Genomic DNA, 22,741 nt, shown 5'->3' with positions numbered 1-22,741 from the left:
TTTTAAATATCAAGCCGCCTGGCGAAAGCGCCAATGGCGGCTGTTTTCCTGTTGCTCCCAGAAACGTGCATACAAACCAGCCTGCTGCATCAAATCAGCATGCCGACCTTGCTCTACAAGCTTGCCCTGCTCCAGCACCAGTATCTGATCAGCATCAGCGATGGTATGCAAGCGATGCGCAATCATCAGCACAGTCTTGCCACGCACCAGCGCCGCCATGGCCTGGCGTATTGCATTTTCATTGCCAGCATCTATGGATGCGGTAGCTTCATCAAGCAAAATGATAGGCGCATCCTTCAAAATAGCGCGCGCAATTGAGATGCGTTGTCTTTCACCGCCAGACAGGTTACTACCGCCCTCGCCTATCATGGTCTGATAAGCATGGGGCAATTCTGCGATGAAGTCATGACAACAGGCGGCACGTGCAGCGGCAATCAGTTCCTCTTGAGTTGCATCTGGCCTGGCTATGCGCAAATTGTTTTCTATGGTGTCATTAAAAAGGTAACTCTCCTGTAACACGATCGCCAGCCTGTCCATGAGCTCATCCTGATGCATATGACGTATATCGACGCCGCCTATCAGAATTTTCCCGCTCCCCACATCATGAAAACGGGCCAGCAAATGCACGATGGTGGTCTTGCCAGCGCCACTGGGTCCTACCAGAGCAGTTACTGTGCCTGGTTGTGCACTGAATGAAATGTTACTCAAGGTTTGCGCACCAGGCTCGGCACTGTAGCTGACGTTGCAAAATTCTATATCGTGACGATCAGGTACTACAGCCAGAGTTGGTTCGGGCAAGCTTTTCTCATCCAGCAAGGCGACTATCCTTTCAAAACTTTTCCCATAAAATGCCAGTTGTGCCATCAACAAGGCAGATTCATTCATCATGGCATAAAAACGATGGCTCATTACCAGAAACATGACGAGTGTGGCGTGCGCCAGCTTGCCATCCAGGTTTAATTGAAAAGCACGCGCCAGCACCAGTAAAAAACCGATCTCCAGCAAGATGGAAAAGCCAATTGCAGCAATACCTGCAATGATTTCCACGCGTATCGACAATGCACGCAGGTTTTGCAGTGCATTCAATACCTTGTCATAACCACGTGCCGATAAGCCAAAAGCACGAATGACCTTGATGCCTTGCACGAATTCCAGCAGGCGACTATTGGTCGCCGCTTTTTGAGTAACTTTGGCGCGGCTGATCCTGTTTGCTGCGTCCTTGACGATGCGGAACAATAATAAGCCTGTCGCGACACTGGCCATGGCCAGTATTCCCAAACGCCAGTCTATGTAGAGCAGCAATGCCCCCGTTAAACCGGCAATAGCCAGCCTGCCACATAATTCACCGGCCAGATGGGTAAAGGCTTCCTCTACATGAAGCAGGTTTTCTGTCATGACAGCTGTCAACTCACCAGTCTGCCGACGCGTATAAAACCCCAGTGGCAGACGTCGCAGATGCTCAGCAATCTGCAGGCGCAAATCACACATCATGCCAGTACCGCCAATAAAGCCATCCACATTGGATGCGACGCTGCACACTAACTGCAGTAGCAAACTGGCGACCAGTATTAGCGTCAACCTGATCATCAGGGCCATATCAAAATAGCCGCCAAACATGGCATTCAATGCAGCAAACAGGACGACATAGGGGATGGTCGCAAACAGTGATTCTGCCACCCTCCAGGCAATGCTGCGTTTGAAACGCTTCGTATTATTGGCAGGACTGCCATCGCTAACAATGCGCATTAATCCAAATATCATCTGCATGATGCAGCTCCTTTGACAGCAGTATCAGCAAGTGCAAGTTGTTCATCTGCTGGTGCAGTCTTGATTTTCCAGCTGGCGCTATCGTTTTGCAATTGCCATAGCTGGCGGTATAAAACACAGTCTTCTAGCAATTGAGCATGTTTACCACAAGCGACGACGCAGCCTGCGTCCAGCACCACGATCTGGTCAGCATCAATGATGGTCGACAGGCGATGGGCGATGACCATGACAGTTTTGTCACGCGTCAATGTACCCAAGGCTTGCAATAATTGCGCTTCGTTGATGGGATCAGAAAATGCCGTAGCTTCATCAAGGACAATGATGGGCGCATCCTTGACCAATGCCCTGGCAATGGACAAGCGTTGTTTTTCGCCACCAGACAGACGCGCACCGCGCTCACCTAATACAGTGCGATAGCCTTGAGGCAAGCGGCTGATGAAGTCGTGGGCCTGGGCCGCAATTGCCGCTGCGATGACCTGCTCTTCACTGATATCTTCACGGCCAAGGCGTATATTTTCCAGCACCGTATCGTAGAAAAGGAAGACATCCTGCATCACATAGGCGACCTGGGCATGCATATTTGCCAGAGGCAGTTCACGCACATCGACGCCACCAATGTTGACCGCACCTTGCTGCACATCCCAAAAGCGCACGAGTAATTGTGCCAGCGTCGATTTGCCAGCACCGCTGGGACCAACGATCGCGGTCAAACTGCCTGCCGCCATCTTGAAACTGATGTCCTGCAAGACATTCACCTCATCGTAAGCAAAGCCTGCGCTGACAAATTCCACGCTATTGTCGGCCGGTGCCAGTGTGCCCGCAACATCTGCCAATTCAGGAGCTTCCATCAAGTCCTGTATACGTCCATAACCATCCTGTATCAGGCGCATCAGGCTGCCGAAAAATGCCAGTTGAAACAGTGGCCGGGTAATGCCCAGACCCAACAGTAGGCAAAGAACAAATAATTCCAGCGGCAAACTGCCCTGCAAATACCAATAGCCGCCAAAAGGTAATATGCAAAGCATATTGGCACCAATAACCACGGTAAAAGCTGACCATGCCGGCACTGTCAGCTTCACCATACGCACGATAACGTCAAAATAGGCGGCAACTAACTGTGGCAAGGCTACTGTACTGCCAGTGCTGGCAATGGCAGTACCACGATGGTAGGTCTTGATGACAGCAATACCCTGCACATATTGCACGACCTGGCTGGCCAGGCGGGCATTGACTTCATTATATTCACGCATGACTTCGGGTACTTTTTTCCACAGCAACAGTTGAACTAAAACTGCCAATGGCACAGTTATCAAGGTCACCAGGGCCATACGCCAGTCCAGATAAAACAGGGCAATGGCGCTGACCAGGGGCAAAGTCAAGGCTGCAGCGCTGTCATTCAGGTGATGGGCAATGAATAGTTCCAGCCTGTCGACGTCGTCACGCAGTATTTTATTGATAGATTCTGCACTGCGTGCCGTGATCCATCCCATCGGTACACGTCTGAGTTTATCTGCCACGGCCAGACGCAAGTCGAACAGGATATTAAAAGCCGCCAGGTGCGCCAGTATCCCGCCACTGACTTGCAACAACCAGCGCAAGCCCATTGCCAGCGCACCCCAGCCTAATATGGGCCAGAGTCCGGCAAGTGCTGTGTTTTGTTCAGTATGTGCAAGTTGCAATAACACCAGATAAATAACAATTAGTGGTGCCAGTGACAAGACGCTGCTGAGCGCGCTGAATATACCAGCCCAGATTAGGCTGGACTTGCGTGTACCAGCCAGTGCCAGCAATGCCCCCAGACCACGTTTGCGATTGGTAGTTGTTTTTGATTGATCGCTCATTATGCTGCCTGCTTGCTTAGCTGTCGTAGCTGTATATGCTCTGCCAGATGAATTTCTTCTTGCGCGCTTTTGAGAAAATAATTAAGCAACATGGACTTAGGCATGGCACTCATGATCCAGTTACGCATGCGAAAAGACCATGCACTATCAGGCAGATACAGGCTGGCAGCTTTGCGACCGCGTATTTGCAGGGCATGTACGCCGGGACGCATGCTTTGCTGGTAGCGCTGCAAGGCTGCCGGGCTTGAATCTGCCGCCAGCTCTTGTGCGAGACAACAGGCACCAGCCAGGGCCATACTGGCACCCTGGCCGTTTGCCAGACTCAGGCAATGTGCAGCATCGCCCAGCAAGACTACCCTGCCGCGACTCCAGTCAGGCAGGTGTACCTGCATCAGGGCATCCATATAGATGGAGCATGTAGAAGGTAAACTGGCAATAGCATCAGTGACACGCGCATGACTGCCTGCAAATTGAGCTGACAACTGATCTTTGCGTGAATCTTGCGCAACTGGCGTAGCCTGGTCAGATTTCCAGATGTGCAGTGCCGTGATGCCTTTATCGCCGAGCCGGTAATACATGCTCATGCGGCGTGGCTCGGCAATGGCCACCATATCGTCTTCCAGCTGCGTATTGGCGTCTATCCAGTACGCTGCTGCCTGCATGCCCAGATGTTGACAAAATCCAACATCTGGCCCAAATACCATCCGCCGTGTCGCTGAACGAAAACCATCGGCGCCAATCACATAATCAAAGCGCTGGGCATGACCATTATTAAGTTGCACGTCTACACCCTGCTCGTCTTGCTGCAGCGAGGAAATCCTTGCTCCCAATTGCAAACTCACTGCGTCATTCAGACTTTGGTACAAGATGTCGGCAAGATCAGTGCGCAGAACCGTTTCATGAGCGAGTTGTGCCATCAGCTTGCCATGATTGAATTGCATGATGGTGCGCCCGCGTGCATCCAGATAAAGATGACGTCCCATGGACAAGCCTGCCTGGCGGAGTTGTGGCAGCAAACCCATTTCTTCTATTACCCGCAGACCAGCACCAGAGACACTCAGCATATAGCCGTCTTCACGCAATGTGGCTGCCTGCTCGACAATAGTGACTGCATATCCGCTGCGGCTTAACCACCATGCTGCACACAAACCACCAATACCAGCACCAGATATCAAGATACTTTTACTACTCATGCGATATGTCCTGCTTTCCCTGTTATGGCCGCAGCATGCGTGCGCAGCATGGCCTGCACTTCTACACGGAATTCGCGCAGGAAAAAATGTTCTGCATCAATGGTCTTACCTGTAAGCGGTGTCGCGCTATAAGCTTGCCAGCCCCGCATATGTGATGGCGTGACCAGTTTGTCGCGCGAACCTGCCATGGTATAGATGGGGCAAGGCAGGCTTCGACGGTCAAAACGCTGGTAGCGCGCACCGACGGCAAAATCTGCCTGCATGGTTTTTTGTACTGCTCGCATCATGGTTGATGCCGCCAGCACGTCTGGTGGCGTGCCTCCCAATACCTTAAGTACCACTGCCAGGTCAGCATGATCGAACGGCGCTATCTGTAATAAATTAATCAGCATGGAAGACAAGGGCAAATGCGGTGGATTGGTTGCGGTCAACCAGAGCGCAGCTGGTGGCCTGCCAGCCTCGGTCAAAGCCAGCGCCAGTTCATATGCCAGCAAACCGCCGAGACAATGACCAAAGAGCGCAAACGGGCGCTCGCCGTCCATGGCGTTAATGTGTGGCAGAATTTGCGCCATAGCCCAGGCCACCCACTGCTCCATGGATTGCAAAGGGGCATCCATCAAAAAACCTTCGCGACCAGGTAACTGTACCGGGCAAAATTGCATATCGTTCGCCAGCGTTTGATGCCAGCCGCGAAAAACCGAGGCACCACCACCAGCAAAAGGAAAAGCAAAGACAGGCAGGCGCGCATCATTGCCAGGCGCACCATAAAGAAAGACCTCGTCGACAGCTGCTGGTGCAGCTGCTGCAACCTCTGTTACCCTTGCCATTACTCTGGTTACAGGCAGTTGCCAATCTGACAGATTGTCATTGACTGGCCTGTCGTCCCGAATAAAGCGCAAGGTTTTATAGCGTAAATTGGCCGTTGCCAGCGCTTCCTGTTGTGCTGCAAGCTCTTCACTGAGCACGGTTCTCAGAAAATTTTCTTCATCGCTGGTAGTGTCATTGCTACCATCATCTTTTTGATACTGCATCTGCCTGCAATTGGCCGCAGCGAGTACGCCTGCGCTGAGGTCACGACAGGAATCCAGCTTGAAACCACTATCCACAAGCTGCCTGCTGAACATTTGCCAGGCAGCTTCATCGAGCAAATCAGCTATCAGCAGACAAGCACCTGTTTTCAGTGTGCGCGCTGCACTGAGCACAAAAGCAGATGGCGCATGCAATTCCTTCAGCAACTCTATGGCCAGTATCACATCCTGGCTGGCAACAACCTGAGGCAGACTGGCTGCGTCGGCCACCTGCCAGCGTACTTTTAATCGACCAAAACGACTGCGGCAGGCCTCAATTTGTTCGGGCGACAAATCGACACCAGTCAAACTGGCAGGTGTCTGCTTGCGTGCAATGGCTGCCAGTGTACCGCCGCGACCACAGCCTGCGTCAAGAATATGACAGCCATCCAGCGTGGTGTCGCCAATAATTTCCCACAAAAGGCGCTCTTGCATGTCGCGTAAAGACTGTTTGCTTCCCGCTTCTGCATAGCCACGATTCATGAATTCAAAGCGCTGCCCGGCGTCCAGTACCGTCACCAGGTCATTCAGACGTGCATATACGAGACGGGTCAAGCCAGTTGCTTCCTGCGCTTGCAACTTTGCCTCCGTCATGACCTGACCTCTGCCAGCATAGTCGTTGCAGGAGCTTCTGCTGTCGCATCAGGTTCACCGTTGCCAACGGCCCTCGCGTACAAACGAGGTGCAATAAGCAAACCTGCAAATGCCAGTCCACTGGTAATGATGAAAGTCGCACCATAACCCAGCCTGGATGTGACCCAGCCTGCGCTGAGACCAAATACCAGCGCACAAAATGCGTCCGTACATTGCAGCAAGGAATAATCAGTACCCGCCTGCGCTGGTGATGCCCAATCCATCATGATGGTGTACAAGACCACGAAACCTAGCGACATCGTCGTGCAAAACAGCAGGAACACGCTCGCCAGTAAAGGTTTTGCATGCCAGGCCTGGCTTTCAATAAGGAGATAAGCAAGCTGCAATACCAGATAAGCTACCAGACTGGCCTTTAACATAGTCAGGCGCTGAAAACGTTTAAGCAGCAAACCACCAAGCAAGGCACCAACCACGCCAGCAATAGCAACACCCGCACCAGACAAGACACCAATTTCGACCACAGCAAAGCCGCGGTCTACCAGATAAGTCAGCATGATGGTACTGAACCAGCGCAAAGACGCCTGGCAACTGATGATGGTTGCCATTCCCCAGCGTATGGTGGGACGACGCCATGCTGCCTTAAGGCTGGGCGCCGCGTTGATGACAGGCGCGACCACTGCTATGCGACGCCTGCGCAGCCATAATGCGGGCAAGCCACACAGCGCAAGCAGCGCTGCCAGGCAACGTATGCCGGTTTCCCAACCCAGATAACCAACCGCCGTTACCAGCAGACCACCACCCAGTATATAGCCCAGATAGCTGCCACCTATCTGCATGCTGTTGCCAAGGCTGCGCTGCGCAGAAGGCAAAGCCTGCACCGCCATGCCATCAGTGACGATATCTTGCGTTACCGATGCCACCATCAGTACCAGCAACAAAATCATGATGCCTGTCAGCGCAGATTCCAGCGGTAGCAAAGTCAACACCAGCACACCTAGCAGCAGGAATAACTGAAAATTCCCAGCCCAGCGCAGGCTTTGATCAGCCTGCCCTTGAGTCAGGCGGTCTATGCGCGAAGCCCATAAAAATTTCAGTGCACTAGGCAGGAACAGCAGCGACAGCAAGCCTATCTTGTCCAGGCCTATGCCGCGCGCCCGCAAGAGCACCGGCAAGCCTTCGTGCACCAGCCCGCTCAGTAATCCCTGCGTGGCATACAAACCGCCCAATACAGTAAGCAGGCCGCCTGCCGCCATAGGTGCGCCAATTTTCTTTGTCATAATTGTGCTTGCAGGCGTAAACCCACCGTGCGTCCACGATTGTATTGTCCGAAATTACCCAGTGGCCCGAATGAAAACGCATAGTTAGGCACAACACGGTCACTGAGATTATCAACATAGGCCGTCAGGTTGAGACGCTTATTGATTTCCCAGTTAAGCGAGGTATCAATCAGGGTATAAGTCGGCTGGCGCAAGGTATTGGCTGTATCGAACCACAAATCACCTGAGTAAGTCAGGCCGGTATTCCAGCGCAACGTACCTGCTCCGCCTAATTGAAATCGGTATTCCGTACCTGCGCGCAGGCTGAGGGGAGCAACATAAGGGACACGCTTGCCATTCAAATCCGCATTACCCGCTGGTGCATGGAAGTTTTCTATGGTGCTATGTGTCCAGCTGGCACCACCACGCAAACTCAAATCTGCTGTGGCAGCAAATGCTGCATTGATTTCCAGGCCATTGGTTTTGGCATCACCTACATTAGTCAGCATCTGGAATGGTCCAGATTGCACCGGTGCCTGCAAATCACGCGTATTGCTATGGAAAATCGTGCCATCCAGTTGCAAGCGATGACCCATCAGATCAGCCTTGAAACCAGCTTCCAGGTTGCGTATGGTTTCTGCCTCATAAGGAATGCTACCCACCGTGTTTTCTGCAACGCGATTATAGCCACCAGCCTTATAGCCTTCACTGATCAAACCATATACACGCCATTCAGGTGACAATTGATAACCCAGTGACAGTTTAGGGCTGACATGGCTGAAACGCTTGTCCGCAACAAAAGACAAAGCAGCCGGGCCTGTGCGTTTAAAATCAATATCTGCTTTATCTACGCTATAGCGCAAGCCACCCGTCAAATCCAGGCGTTCATTCAGATGCCAGACCGCCTCGCCGAAGATTGCTGTGGATGTGATCGTCGATGCACTTTTGCTAGGGCCAGGGAACAGGAAGGCTGGCACTGTCGGCACTGCCACACCACGCAAGCGCTCAAAGTCCTGTTTTTCATAATACAGACCAAACACGCCATCTACTGCACGCTTGCCACCGCTGGTTGCCAGGCGCAATTCCTGATAATAAGTCTTCTGGTTTTCCGGGTCAGCATTGCCAGTCGTAATAACGCGGTCAAACTTCCTGTCCTGGTAAGAACTGCTGGATGTCAGTTTCCAGTCATTGACGAAGTAATCAACACCAAGACCTGCCTGGCTGACCGTGCGGGTCAATACTGGCTCAGCAAAATCAAATGGCGTGCCGGCAATGGCACGGCGCTCTTTCAAGGGGAAAGACTGGAAATATTCATCATGTGCGCTATATCGATCGCGACTGACCGTCAGCATGGCATCCAGATTGCCGCCCATAGGTGCCCAGCGCAAACGCGCCCGTCCCAAAGCTTCGCGACTGGAACCCAGGTCATCGGCACCATTAGCAGCGCGCAGGCGGCCAGGATATTCGTCAGCATAGACATTGACGTCACCATACAGACTGTCTTTGATCAGGGCACCGCTGGCCATGACATCAAGGCGACGCGTCATATTGCTGATATCCAGAGTCAGGTTTGCCTTGCTGGTGTTGTTTGGCTTGCTGGTGATGATATTAATGACACCACCCTGAGCCGAACGGCCATACAGGCTGCCTTGCGGCCCTTTCAGTAATTCGATTTGCGCTACACCAGTCAGCGGCTGGGTAAAGTAAGACATGTCCTGAGGTATGCCATCGACATAAACCGTTACCGCAGGATTATAAAAGTCAATTGCGGGAGCGCCGCGCATGCTGAACAGTGAGTAAACGCGGGTACTGCGCGGCATGACCGTCAGTTCTGGAAATATTTTACCCAACTCATCGGTACGGACAACACCAGCGGCATTCAGGCGCGCTGATGTAGCGACTGAACTGGCAACATCTGGTGTCAAACCAGTCGCATCAAGTTTGGTGGAAGTGACCACCAGTTCTGGCAATACATAGTCTTCGCGCTGTTGCGCCATCGCCCCGCTCATCATACTGCTTGCACCCAGTGCACCACTGGCCAGTAAAACACTCCGCAAATAACTCAACTTCATTTCCACTCCTCTTTGATCAGTGGCCGAAGTATCCACGGCAATTCCGCAGCGCACTACCGTGATCGGTGCAAAAAATATCGTGATCGGTACTTTTAATTGATAATCATTCTCATTTGGAAGATATTCATATGCTAATGCGGAAAGCCTATAAGCGAACCGGCAAACAAGGCCAGTTTCCGCCATGCCAACTGATATTGAGAGAAACGATGACCAATACACCTGCCATCTCTTTGAGCCAGCACCCTACCCTGGTTGACTGGATAGAACACCATGCACAGCACCAGCCTGATGCCGAAGCCCTGTGTTTTATCGGCCAACGCACAGGTAGCACAGATACCAGTGCCGATGTGCGACTGACTTATGCGGCCTTGTCCAGGCGAGTAAGGAACTGTGCTGCCAGCCTGCAGGCATGCACAAATCCTGGTGACAGTGCGCTGATACTCTTCCCATCTGGCATAGATTATGTTGTTGCCTTGCTGGCCTGTTTTTATGCGGGCGTCACCGGGGTCCCGGTAAATTTACCAGGTGCTGCCAGGGTTAAACGCGTATTACCAAAACTGGGCGACATCACACGCGATTGCAGCCCTGCCCTCATCATCAGTAACCAGCAAGTGACTGATGCCAGTGGCAGTGACTTGCAAGCTTTTGCGAATGAGCATGGTTTGCGCTTGCTGCAACTGGAAGAGATGCAGGAAGAAAATTCGCAAACCTGGCAACGTCCTGTGATAAACGGTGCTGCACTGGCCTTCCTGCAATACACCTCAGGTTCTACGGGTCAACCAAAAGGGGTAATCAACCGTCACGGCCCTTTGCTGCATAATCTGGAATTTCTGGGGCGACTGACTGCAGTCAACACACGCCAGGCCAGTGACACCGTTATTGCCAGCTGGTTGCCGCTATTTCATGATCTGGGTTTGATCATGGGCATACTGCTGCCGCTGGCCTATGGTGGCCGCGCTGTCTACATGGCACCAATGGCCTTTGCTGCTGACCCGCTGCGCTGGCTGGAGCTGGCGACACGTGAGCGTGCAACTGCCCTGCCTTGTCCATCATTTGCTTTGCGCCTGTGCACTGATGAAGCCAAAACAGCAGCGTTAAGACTGAAGGACATCAACCTCGCATCCGTAACTTGCCTGATGCCAGCGGCAGAGCCCGTACTGCCCGCTCAGATAGAGAGTTTTTATACGACATTTGCTGCAAATGGCTTGCGCCGTACGGCCATCAAGCCTGCCTATGGCCTGGCAGAGGCAACCTTACTGGTGACTGCCCACGTCGACGACCACGATCCTTATTTCATTGATGTGGACAAGGCGAAACTGGAACGTGGATATGCTGTCGTCAACCCAGCCCATAATGAAAATACGAACACAGGCATGCGCCGCTACACCAGCAATGGCAATGATTTTGGTGGCCAGGATGTACGCATCGTTGATCCCGACACTCACGCAGCCCTGGCTGAAGATCAGGTTGGTGAAATCTGGATCAATGGCCCTGCCGTTGCAGGCGGTTACTGGAATAAACCAGAACTGAACCGGGATATCTTTAGTGCCTGCATAGCCAGCATTAACATCAATGAAGAAGACTGCAAGCCCTATCTGCGTACTGGCGACATGGGTTTCATGCATGAAGGACATTTGTTTGTCACGGGCAGGCTGAAGGACATGCTGCTGTTTCGTGGACAGTGCCATTACCCGAATGATATAGAAGTCACCAGCGGCCGCAGCCATGCAGCAGCCGTGCCAGAAAGCGGTGCGGCATTTTCTATCACGCTGCGCGATGAGCAAACAGAGCATCTGGTCATTGTGCAGGAAGTCCTGAAGCAAACTGGTGGCAGCTATCAGCATATCGTCGATACCATACGCGCATCGGTGGCAGAGGAGCATCAACTAAGCAGTCATGCCATCGTATTGATACGTAAAGGCACTTTACCGCGCACCACCAGTGGCAAGGTGAGACGTGCCACAGTGCGCCAGGCTTATCTTGACGGCAGCTTGCCAGTCCTGCACCAGCATGTGCTGGATGCACAGCAGATCACTGAAGCGCCAGCGGATACTGCTTTACTGGATACATTGCGCCCGCTGTCACTGGCACAACGCCACCAGCATTTACGCAACTGGCTGGCAAACGAAGCTGCCACGATACTGGGTACAGTCACAGCAAGAGCAATACATCCCGAAGCCAGTCTTTTTAATTATGGACTGGACTCCATGTCTGCAGCGCGCATGGTAGCAAGCGCAGCCAAATCTCTGGGTATGAGTTTGCCGGACAATGTGATATTCGATCACCCCAGCCTGACTGAACTGGCAGTGCATTTACAAACTGTCCTGGTGACCCAGGCTCGCTTGCCACTCGCTGCCGATAATTCGTCGTCAGTTTCGGCCACGCCGGACCGCGATACGGGAAAAGCAGTTCCCGCTTCGACAGACAAAGAAGCCATCGCCGTCATCGGCATGGCGTTTCGCCTGCCAGGACAGGATGGGCAAGATGCCAATAGCGATGAAACATTCTGGGACATGCTGGAGCAAGGCGGCTGTGCCATACGCCCTGCTCCCTCAGAACGTTTCCGCACCCGTGAAGATATACCCGGTTTTGGTGCTTACCTGAACCATGTTGATCAGTTTGACGCTGCCTTTTTCGGCATGTCACCGCGTGAAGCGATGAATACAGATCCCCAGCAACGCTTGTTGCTGGAAGTGGCATGGCATGCGCTGGAAGATGCTGGTCAACGCCCTGCAGCCCTGCGTGGCAGCGACACCGGCGTATTTGTCGGCATAGGCACCGGCGATTATGGACATCTGCCCTTCATCAGTGGTGAGCCTTCGCATTTTGATGCTTACTGGGGTACTGGCACTTCATTTGCCGCTGCCTGCGGTCGCCTGTCTTTCAGTTTTGGCTGGGAAGGCCCATCCATGGCGGTGGATACCGCGTGCTCCGCTTCGCATAGTGCCCTGCATCTGGCGGTGCAAAGCCTGCGTGCGCGTGAATCTGGCTTGTCACTGGCTGCCGGTGTCAAATTACAGTTACTGCCGGAAGTTGATCTGGTATTGCATAAGGCTGGCATGCTGGCCCTTGATGGTCGTTGCAAGACACTGGATGCACGCGCTGATGGTTATGTACGTGGCGAGGGATGCGTGGTGCTGGTGCTGAAACGTTTGTCCGATGCCCTGGCCGATGGTGATGTCATACGTGCCGTCATCCGCGACACGATGGTACGTCAGGATGGTGCAGGTAGCAGCCTGTCAGCACCCAATGGCGCGGCCCAGCAACGCCTGTTAAGCCTGGCACTGAAAAAAGCGGGGCTAACGCCAACCGATATCGACTATATAGAATTGCATGGCACCGGCACCCGCCTGGGCGACCCGATAGAATATCAATCCGTCGCCGACGTCTTCCGTGGACGCGACCTGGATGACCCTTTATGGCTGGGTTCAGTCAAGACCAATATCGGTCACCTTGAAGCTGCCGCTGGTGCTGCAGGCCTTGTCAAGACCATACTCGCCATTGAACACGGCAAATTGCCACCTGCGGTTGAATTGCAAGAAGTTAATCCTTTAATTGATCTGGATATCATTCCTGCGCGTGTGCCAGCTCAAACCATCAACTGGCCCATGCGTCAGGCTCTGCGTCGTGCGGGTGTGACTTCATATGGTTTCGCCGGAACCATAGCCCATGTCTTGCTGGAACAGGCACCTGTAATGGCTAGCGGCAAAACATCAGAAAAAATCACTGCACCACAGCTTTTCCTTTTGTCTGCACGTTCGGCAGAATCACTGCGCATGCTGGCATCGAGCCATGCAGAAAATTTAGCGGGCTGCGATAACTTGCCTGCACTGGCGCGCGGCATGGCACGCCAGCGTGAGCACCACAACCTGCGCGCAGCTGTGCTGGCATCCAGTTTTGAAGAACTGGCTAGTGGTTTGCAGCAGTTGATAGCACCCGGATATACAGCGACAGAAGCAATCCGCAATCCACGCATAGGCTTTTTGTTTACCGGACAGGGCTCACAATATAGCGGCATGGCACGTGAACTGTATGCGCAGCAGCGTGATTTCCGGCAGGCGCTGGATGCTGTTGACGCTGCGCTCGCTGCTGATCTCGGTATGTCTGTCATCACGCTGATGCATGACGATGCACAAAATGAACGCCTGCAACAAACTGCATTTGCCCAGCCAGCGCTATTTGCACTAGGCTATGCACTGGCAAAAATGTGGCAGGCTTTTGGTGTGCAGCCAATTATCGTGCTTGGTCACTCCATAGGTGAGTTCGCCGCAATGGTCATTGCCGGTTCGCTGACACTGGAACAGGCTGCGCGTTTAATCGTCAAACGTGGCGCATTGATGCAGGCACTACCGGCAGGTGGTGCCATGCTGGCGGCACGTTCAACACCAGAGCAGGCGCTTGCTGTATTGGCTGAATTGCAGGCTGACCATGGCGATGAGATTGCCATCGCAGCCTTTAATGGTCCGCAAGATGTGGTGTTTTCTGGCTCTGTGGCCGCTATAGAGGCCGTACAAGCCTTGCTGACTGCGCAGCAATTGTATGCACGTCCTTTACAGGTGTCACACGCCTTCCACTCACCCCTGCTTGATCCTATGCTGGCTGCATGGGAAAGTGAGTGTGCAAGGTACGTGATGCAAGCACCTCGTATTGCAGTCTGTTCCAGTCTGACAGGTGAATTGTTGACGCAGGCACCAGATGCGAGCTATTGGAAAAATCATGCCCGCCAGCCGGTACGTTTTGACCAGGCCTTGCAAAATGCAGCCAGCGCCTGCGACATTCTTTTGGAAATAGGTCCTAACGCCATTCTGAGTGCGGTAGCTCAGCGCAATCAAGCTGCGCAGGACTGGCCACATGCTGTCAATTGCCTGGCAAGCCTGCGCCGTGGCGGCAGCGATCTTGTTGCCATAGGCGACGCCTGCGCAGCATTGTATGTTGCCGGTCAGGATTTTCACTGGGATCATGTATTTGCTGGCAGCCTGCCATCTCCACGAATCTTGCCGCGTTACCCGTTTGAACGCCAAAGCTATTGGCTCGATTATGACGATGATGCACCGCGCCTGCCTTTGCAGCTGCAACCGCAGCCAGAACGCGCAGCGGCAAAACCTGTTGATCTCTACATCATGCAGTGGGAGAGCTTTACGCTGGCAGAAAATGGTACACATGCGTCGCGCTATTTCCTGCTGGGTGGAGACCTTACACATACAGCCACCCTTGCTGCCGGATTGGCAGCCACTGGCGCCAGCACCTATTCATTGACTGCAGGTGAATGGCCATTGACAGCAACGCAACTGGAAGATAGTGATGTCGTCATTTACCTTGATGGCTGGCATGCGCAAGTTGAGTGTGCGGCACTGGCAGATCAGCAAGGCTGGCAGTTGACTGAATTCGTCAAGGTACTGCAGCACCTGCAAAAGAAACCACGCATCCTGCTACCTACCAATGCGGGCCAGGCAATTGCAGGCACTTCAGGCAATCCTTTGCAGGCTTCTTTATGGGGTGCGGCACGGGCATTGGCACTTGAATATCCAGGCCCACGCTGGCTGATGGCGGACAGCGATGCGGGTCTATTGCCGTTCGCATCTGCCCTGCCAGCCTTGCTGCCCTTATTTGGCAATGAAGAAGCCGTCGCCTTGCGCAATGGACTGTGGTTACACCCGCGCCTTGAACCTGTCAGTGCACAAGCCCATGAAGTAGCAGAACCGCCAGCCTTGAAACGGGACGGTATCTACCTCGTGGCCGGAGCATATGGTGCACTGGGACGCCATGCCACGGACTGGCTGGCAAGCCGCGGCGCTCGTCATCTGGTGTTACTGGCACGTCGCTCTGCGCCTTCTGGCTGGCAGGCTCGAATGGACTTATTGAAAGCCCAGGGCATACAGATCACCCATATTGATGCCGACGTGGCAGATGCAGATGACATGGCGCGAGTATTCGCGAACATCACCTCCATGGAACAGGATAGCGGCCTGAGTCTGGCTGGTGTCTTCCATTGTGCAGGTACCAGCCGTTTCAATGACCTGGCAACGATCACGAATGAAGATTACCAGACAGTCAGTCGCGCCAAGATACAGGGTGCATGGCTGTTGCATGAACATACGCGCAGCCGTGAACTGGATTACTTTGTCTGCTTTACTTCAATTTCCGGCATCTGGGGTTCGCGTTTGCAAATTCCTTATGGTGCAGCGAATGCCTACCAGGATGCACTGGCGCGCATGCGTCGTCACCAGGGCTTGCCTGCACTGGCGATTGCCTGGGGGCCCTGGGGCGGCGGTGCTGGCATGTCGGAAGTAGATGAAGACCTGCTGCAATTATTGCGGGCAGCGGGAATAAGGCGGCTGGCACCCGCCCGTTATCTTGCCACGCTGGATAAACTGCTGAGTGGCGAATACATCACGGACAACGGCACCTGCGTCGCCGTCGATGTAGACTGGCAACAATTCGTTCCCCTGTACGCCTTGTACAACCCGGCCAATACTTTCGAGCGTTGCCTGAGTGCCAGCCAGGCAAATACAATTGCCGTATCGGCCACTGCAGATACCCCGAGCGCCTTGCATGATCTGGATGAACAAGCACGCCAGGCTGCAGTGCATGCTTTTGTGATTGCAGAACTGGCGCGCACTCTGCGCGTCACGCCTGCACAACTGACGCCAGATATACAGTTGCTGAAGCTAGGCATGGATTCCATCCTGGTCATGGATTTCTCACGCCGTTGTGAAGCTGGCCTGGGTGTCAAATGTGAGTTGAAAGCTATTTTCGAGCGCAACACTCCGCAAGGCCTGACTGATTACCTGCTGGAGCAACTGGGCAAACAACTGCCGGATAGCCAACCCCAGAAAGAGGCTGAGCAAATCATTGCCGACCCAGCCAATGCCAACACCCCCTTCCCGCTGACTGAGCTGCAGCATGCGTATTGGATAGGTCGTCACAGCCACTATGGACTTGGCGGCGTAGCTTGCCATGCCTATCTGGAAGCAGATGCGCCCAAAGGCCTGGACCTGGATTTGCTGGAACGCTGCTGGAATATGCTGGTCGCCCGTCACGGGGCGCTGCGTCTGGTCATCGCTGAAGATGGCCAGCAACGTGTATTACCGAAAGTGCCGGACTATGTCTTGCGTGTGGCTGACCTGACTGATGCTGACCAAACCACGGCTGATGCACATTGCACTGCATGGCGTGAAACCATGTCGCATCAGGTGATGGATGCGGCGCAATGGCCCTTGTTTGACCTGCGCGCCAGCCGCCTGCCAGGAGGTGCAGTCAGGCTGCACATCGGTATCGACATGCTGATCAATGACGCCACCAGTGGCCAGATCATCTGGGAAGAACTGGCTGCGCTGTACCAGGCCAAAGCGGATATGCAGCTTGCCGGCTTATTGCCCTTCCAGATCAGCTTCCGTGATTATGTGCTGGCTAAATACGTCCATAGCAAGCAGCGCCATACTGAGCGCGAATCTGCCAAGGCATTCTGGCTGGAACGCATCCCTGTCCTGCCACCAGCACCACAACTGCCTTTGCGGGCGGAAGCCTTGCGCCAGACCAGCCCGACATTCTCGCGCAGGCAACAGCAACTGGCAGCGCCCTTATGGCAAAGCTTGCGCGACCAGGCGGCCCAGGCTGGTTGTACACCAGCGTCATTGCTGATCACTGTGTTCGCCGAAGTGCTGGCAGCCTGGAGTGCAGAACCGCAATTCACGCTCAACCTCACTATATTTGACCGCCTGCCATGGCATGCCGATGTACCACGTCTGCTGGGCGACTTTACTGCCGTCACTTTGCTGCCACTGGATTGCAGTGAGGCACTGCCGTTTGGCCAGCGTGCTGCTGCCGTCAATGGCACAGTGCTTGAACATTTGCAGCATCGTGCTTTCAGCGCCGTTGACGTAATGCGTGAATGGAACCGTGGCCGCGAACGTCAGGACGCAATTGCCATGCCCGTTGTATTCACCAGCCAGTTGGGTATGAATGATCCGACCAAGGGAGCAGCGCCAGATAGTGCACTGGGCAATGTGGTCTACGGCATCAGCCAGACCCCGCAAGTGTGGCTGGATCACCAGGCATGTGAGCTTGATGGTGCACTGATTTATAACTGGGATGCTGTCGATGCCTTGTTCCAGCCCGGCACGCTGGATGCCATGTTTAATGCCTATCATGGCTTGCTGGAAAAGTTGGCGACACAGCCGCAGTCCTGGCAAGAGGCGTTACCAGTATTGCTGCCACCAAGCCAGCAAGCGATACGCGCCCAGGTCAATGCCAGTGCCGCGCCTATGTCTGACTTTTGCCTTGATCAGCTGTTTTTTGAGCAGGCACAAAGCAGTCCGCAAGCCATCGCCATGATCGCCCATGAACAGCAATGGTCATATGCAGAACTGGCAGACTGGTCCTTGCGTCTGACAAACGCCTTGTTACAATATGGCGCAAAACGCAGCGACCGCGTTGCTGTCGTCATGCGCAAGGGGCCGGAACAGATCGCAGCTTGCCTGGGTATCCTGGCGGCCAGTTGCGTGTATGTACCGGTAGATGCCGATGTACCTGCCGCACGTCTGCAAGCAATACTTGATGGCAGCCATATAAAACTGGTGTTGACACAAGCTGATTGCCTGCCCATCGTGCAAGAAATGTGTGCTGGTCGCGAAGTGACTGTGCTGGATGCCAGCCAGGCTGCGACACAAACCTGGCCCGCCAGTCTGCAGCAAGTTGAACGGGCTGTACCAGATCATGCTTATGTCATCTACACCTCTGGTTCAACCGGCATTCCAAAAGGGGTATTGATTGATCATCGTGGTGCGGTGAATACTGTACTGGATATCAATCGCCGCTTCGATATTGGTCATACTGATCGGGTGCTGGGTTTGTCCTCGCTGTATTTCGATTTATCCGTGTATGACCTTTTCGGCATATTTGCGGCTGGTGCTGCACTGGTGTTGCCAGCCGCAAGTGGCACACGCGACCCCGCGCATTGGCTGGATTTGCTGTTGCGTCATCGCGTCACAGTCTGGAATTCTGTACCGGCCTTGCTGGAACTCTTACTTGATGAAGCAGAGGCCGCAGGTGCATCACTGGCTGGCCTGCGCCAGGTATTCCTGAGCGGTGACTGGATAGCACTTGGCTTGCCAGCACGACTGCGCACGCAGGCACCGCAGGCAAGACTGGTGGCCATGGGTGGCGCAACCGAGGCATCGATCTGGTCCAACTGGTTTATCGTGCCAGAAGTACTGCCAACACAATGGCGTTCCATCCCCTATGGTTATCCACTTGCCAACCAGCATTACCGTGTGCTGGATACGCGTCTGCGCGATTGCCCTGACCATGTCAGCGGTGATTTGTATATAGGTGGCACAGGCCTGGCCATCGCGTATGAAAATGATGCTGCCAAAACTGCTGCCAGCTTTATCACCCATCCCGTACATGGCGAACGCCTCTACCGTACCGGCGACCTGGCCCGTTACTGGTGTGATGGCACACTGGAATTTTTGGGAAGGCGTGACTTCCAGGTCAAAATTGCTGGCAACCGCATAGAGCTGGGTGAAATTGAAAGCGCGCTCTTGAGCCATCCTGGTGTTCGTGAGGCGGTTGCCGATGCTGTTGGCCCGGCACGTGGCAACAAGCGTTTGGCGGCATGGGTAGTACCAAATGCAGCCGATACCAGTCTGTATGATGCATTTTCTGGTAACCCTGTCTTAAACAACGACCGCTGGGTCGCTGTTGAGCAGGCTGGCAGTCAAACTTTTGCCCAGACATACAGTACGCAACAAACTGAGAGACTGGAACAGTTCTGGAGCCTGATGGACCACATCGGTCTATGCATGATGCGTGATACCTTGCTGGCTGCTGGTGCGACCTCCGGCGATCATGGCCAAATACTACAGATGCTGGCACCCGCACCGGACTTGGTCGTGCTGGCACAACGCTGGTTAAACACACTGGATCTGAATGCGCAATATGACAGCGAATCTGCATGGAATAACCTGACGCCCACAGCACTGGACTTCGGTTTATCACGTGCGGTCTTGCAACGTCTGCGCTCAGGTGCGACTCAAAGGCTGGAAGTGTTGCGCGGCCAGGTCAGCGCGCTGGAAGTGTTTTATGGCGCGGATGACACTCTGGCTCCGGAGCAAATGACGCGCATGAATCCGCTGTCCAGTCTCTGTACATCAGCGCTGGCTGCCGCCATACGCAGCCTTACCCAGCATCTGGGGCGGCCTTTGCGCATACTGGAAATTGGTGCGCGCAGTGGTGCAGCTACACGTGATTTGCTGGCGCAGTTAAGCGATTGCGCGATTGACTATACCCTGACCGATCCGGCACGCAGCCTGGTCGAGCAAGCTGAACAAGCATTTGCCATACAAGACAGCAATCCCTTGCACAGCATCCATTGCCGTGTATTTGAGCATGAACGGGCAGCAGCAACACAAGGCGTGCCGGAATATGAATTCGATTTGCTGATTGCCTTCAATGCCCTGCATCGCAGCCGCAATATTCCTGCCTTGTTGCATCGTCTGCGTAGCCTGTTGAATGCGGGCGGCATGCTGATTGCTCCAGAAATCACGCGTAACAGCGATTTCCAGCTGGCGACCGTCGCCTTGCTCGAAGGTGGTTATACCCAGTTTGAAGACCGCAGGAAATTAAATGGGAATGCGCTTTTGGCAGCAGATGCGTGGCTGGATGAATTGGTGCAGGCAGGTTTTGTAGCCAGTGCTGAGTCCGGCATAGGTAGCAATGCTGGAATGCATCTGCTGGCAGCACGCCAGAAAGATACGGTATTGCGCTTTGCCCCGCGTCGCCTGGTAGAACATCTGACGACCCTGTTACCAGCATACATGGTGCCGCAGACTATTCTTGAACTGGATGCCTTGCCGCTGTCTGCCACTGGCAAAGTCATGCGTCAGCAATTGCCACGTCCTGAAATGGGAGGCTCCCGCCGCATTAGTCGCCAAGCTGGCAATGATGCGATGCCACCAGCAAACGATCTGGTCAGGATATGGCAAGAATTGCTGGGTGTTGCGGATCTGCATGGCGATGATGACTTCTTTGATCTGGGGGGTGATAGCTTGATCGCCGTACGTCTGATAGAAAGAGTACGTCACGGCATGAATGCACATGTCGCCTTGTCAGATTTGTTTGATGCGTCCAGCCTGTCCGCATTTGCAGAAAGAGTGGCAAAGGCATCACCATATGAAGACAGCCTGCCACCACTGCTACCTGATGTAGCTGCACGTTATGCACCCTTCCCGTTGACGGACGTACAGCAAGCCTACTGGATAGGACGTGATGAAAGTTTCGAGCTGGGCGGCGTCTCCACGCATCTGTATGCCGAGATTGAAGTTGAAAACCTTGCTCTTGCTGATCTGGAGCGAGGCTGGCAACAGGTAGTAACACGCCATGACATGCTGCGTGCAGTCATCAATGCCGATGGTATGCAACAGGTCGTGCAGGATTTACCAGCTTACCATCTTGCCAGCCATGATTTGCGCGCTGCCAGTGCCTCTGAGGTATCCGAGTGGCTGGAAATCACACGGCTGGAACTGTCGCATGAAGTGTTCGACACCGCCCGCTGGCCCCTATTTACCGTGCGTGCCGCACAGATGACAGATAGCCGTGTGCGCTTGTTTGTCAGTCTCGATAATCTGGTGTGCGATGGTCGTTCCATGCGTACCCTGCTGGCAGAATGGTCGCAATTCGCGCGTAATCCTGCTTTGCAATTGCCGCCACTGACGGCAAGTTTCCGCGACTATGTGATGCTGACCCAGCAAATCGAGTTGCTGCCATCTTACCAGCGCTCACTGGCCTATTGGCATGACAAGCTGAGTACCCTGGCACCTGCCCCAGCTCTGCCGCTGACGCAGTATGCGCCAGAAGATGTGTCCCCGCCTCACTTCACCCGCCGTGAGGCCAGCCTGACAGCACAAGATACCTTAGCCTTGCAGGCGCAGGCGGCAGCACATGGTGTCACTGTCAATGCCGTATTGCTGGCAGCTTATGGTGAAGTGCTTGCGAACTGGTCTGCAATACCGCGCTTTACCTTGAACCTGACCCTGTTCAACCGCCCGCCTGTGCATCAAGAAATCGATGCACTGGTTGGTGATTTCACTTCGCTGGTGTTGCTAGGTTTTGATGCCGGTATAACAGCCAGTTTTGCTGAACGTGCATTTTCCATGCAGCGCCAGATCTGGGCTGATCTGGAACACATGCAGGTATCGGCAGTCCGAGTATTGCGCGAAGCAGCACGCCGCAACCGTCGCCTGAACCAGGTTGCCATGCCTATAGTGTTTACCAGTGGCCTAGGCGTAGCCAGCGACGGCGCTGCAGAACTTGACTGGCTGGGTGAATTTGTCTATGGCATCAGCCAGACTCCACAGGTATGGATAGACCAGCAGGTCGTTGAACGTGATGGTGCCATGGTATTCAACTGGGATTCTGTCGATGCTCTTTTCCCTGAAGGCTTGCTGGATGAAATGTTCCAGGCATACCACGGCTTGCTATTGAATCTGGCGCAGGACAGTGATGCCTGGCAAAGCAGAGTGGCTATGCCAGTGAATCGCTGGCCTGCCTCAACGTTCAAATCCGTGGGTGATGTTTCAACAGCCACATTGCCAAATACCAGCCCTGTCATCGACGACAAATTGTTGCGCATGGTCAGCAACCGTCTTGCTGCGCTGCTTGGTCATGATGAACTTGCGCCACAGACCAATTTCTTTGAATTGGGTGCAACCTCACTGGATTTGATACGGCTGCGCCAGCAACTGCAGGCGGATACCGGTTTGGTGCTCAGCATTACTGAAGTATTCCAGCATACCAGCATAGCTGCTCTGGCCGCGCATTTGCGCAGTCGTGATCAGTCACTGGAAAGCGAAGATATTTCCAGTGATGAAGCTGGTCAAGCCCGCAAGCGCCAGCGTCTGGACAATGACCGCCGTCGCAAACGTGGCCAGCAATCCAAAGCCTGATGACTAA

At 53.9% G+C, this 22,741-nt stretch carries 7 protein-coding genes; 1 reads left to right on the top strand and 6 read right to left on the bottom strand.

Annotated elements, in window-relative coordinates:
- Window positions 1–9: 9 nt before the first annotated feature.
- Genes DFR42_RS01910 through DFR42_RS01885 form a run of 6 tightly spaced genes read right to left on the bottom strand, consistent with a single transcriptional unit; the run spans window position 10 to window position 9,790 of the window.
- Window positions 10–1,767: an ABC transporter ATP-binding protein gene (locus DFR42_RS01910; RefSeq protein ID WP_245936793.1), complete on the bottom strand. Its 1,758-nt coding sequence runs from the start codon at window positions 1,765–1,767 to the stop codon at window positions 10–12.
- Window positions 1,758–3,608 (bottom strand): ABC transporter ATP-binding protein, encoded by a 1,851-nt coding sequence (locus tag DFR42_RS01905; RefSeq protein ID WP_110253254.1) that lies wholly within the window; start codon window positions 3,606–3,608, stop codon window positions 1,758–1,760. Before DFR42_RS01905 ends, DFR42_RS01910 begins: the two co-directional genes overlap by 10 nt.
- Window positions 3,608–4,801: an FAD-dependent monooxygenase gene (locus DFR42_RS01900; protein ID WP_110253253.1), complete on the bottom strand. Its 1,194-nt coding sequence runs from the start codon at window positions 4,799–4,801 to the stop codon at window positions 3,608–3,610. The genes DFR42_RS01905 and DFR42_RS01900 overlap by 1 nt, the downstream gene beginning before the upstream one ends.
- Entirely contained in the window at window positions 4,798–6,462 is a 1,665-nt protein-coding gene (locus DFR42_RS01895; RefSeq protein ID WP_110253252.1) for a thioesterase domain-containing protein, read from the bottom strand. Before DFR42_RS01895 ends, DFR42_RS01900 begins: the two co-directional genes overlap by 4 nt.
- Window positions 6,459–7,739, bottom strand: coding sequence for an MFS transporter (locus DFR42_RS01890; protein WP_110253251.1), 1,281 nt, complete (start codon window positions 7,737–7,739; stop codon window positions 6,459–6,461). The genes DFR42_RS01895 and DFR42_RS01890 overlap by 4 nt, the downstream gene beginning before the upstream one ends.
- Entirely contained in the window at window positions 7,736–9,790 is a 2,055-nt protein-coding gene (locus tag DFR42_RS01885; protein WP_110253250.1) for a TonB-dependent receptor, read from the bottom strand. The genes DFR42_RS01890 and DFR42_RS01885 overlap by 4 nt, the downstream gene beginning before the upstream one ends.
- A 206-nt stretch (window positions 9,791–9,996) precedes the next feature.
- Here DFR42_RS01885 and DFR42_RS01880 point away from each other — a divergent pair, with 206 nt between their 5' ends.
- Window positions 9,997–22,734: a non-ribosomal peptide synthetase/type I polyketide synthase gene (locus tag DFR42_RS01880; protein ID WP_110253249.1), complete on the top strand. Its 12,738-nt coding sequence runs from the start codon at window positions 9,997–9,999 to the stop codon at window positions 22,732–22,734.
- Window positions 22,735–22,741 lie beyond the last annotated feature (7 nt).

Origin of the sequence: Undibacterium pigrum (assembly GCF_003201815.1) — a bacterium.
Taxonomy (GTDB): domain Bacteria; phylum Pseudomonadota; class Gammaproteobacteria; order Burkholderiales; family Burkholderiaceae_D; genus Undibacterium; species Undibacterium pigrum.
This window is presented reverse-complemented; position numbering and strand designations above follow the sequence as displayed.

What these genes read in the sequence shown, in the direction of transcription:
- DFR42_RS01895 (WP_110253252.1), bottom strand. Translation starts at nt 6,462, where the DNA reads ATGACGGAGGCAAAGTTGCAAGCGCAGGAAGCAACTGGCTTGACCCGT.
- DFR42_RS01905 (WP_110253254.1), bottom strand. Translation starts at nt 3,608, where the DNA reads ATGAGCGATCAATCAAAAACAACTACCAATCGCAAACGTGGTCTGGGG.
- DFR42_RS01900 (WP_110253253.1), bottom strand. Translation starts at nt 4,801, where the DNA reads ATGAGTAGTAAAAGTATCTTGATATCTGGTGCTGGTATTGGTGGTTTG.
- DFR42_RS01880 (WP_110253249.1), top strand. Translation starts at nt 9,997, where the DNA reads ATGACCAATACACCTGCCATCTCTTTGAGCCAGCACCCTACCCTGGTT.
- DFR42_RS01890 (WP_110253251.1), bottom strand. Translation starts at nt 7,739, where the DNA reads ATGACAAAGAAAATTGGCGCACCTATGGCGGCAGGCGGCCTGCTTACT.
- DFR42_RS01910 (WP_245936793.1), bottom strand. Translation starts at nt 1,767, where the DNA reads ATGCAGATGATATTTGGATTAATGCGCATTGTTAGCGATGGCAGTCCT.
- DFR42_RS01885 (WP_110253250.1), bottom strand. Translation starts at nt 9,790, where the DNA reads ATGAAGTTGAGTTATTTGCGGAGTGTTTTACTGGCCAGTGGTGCACTG.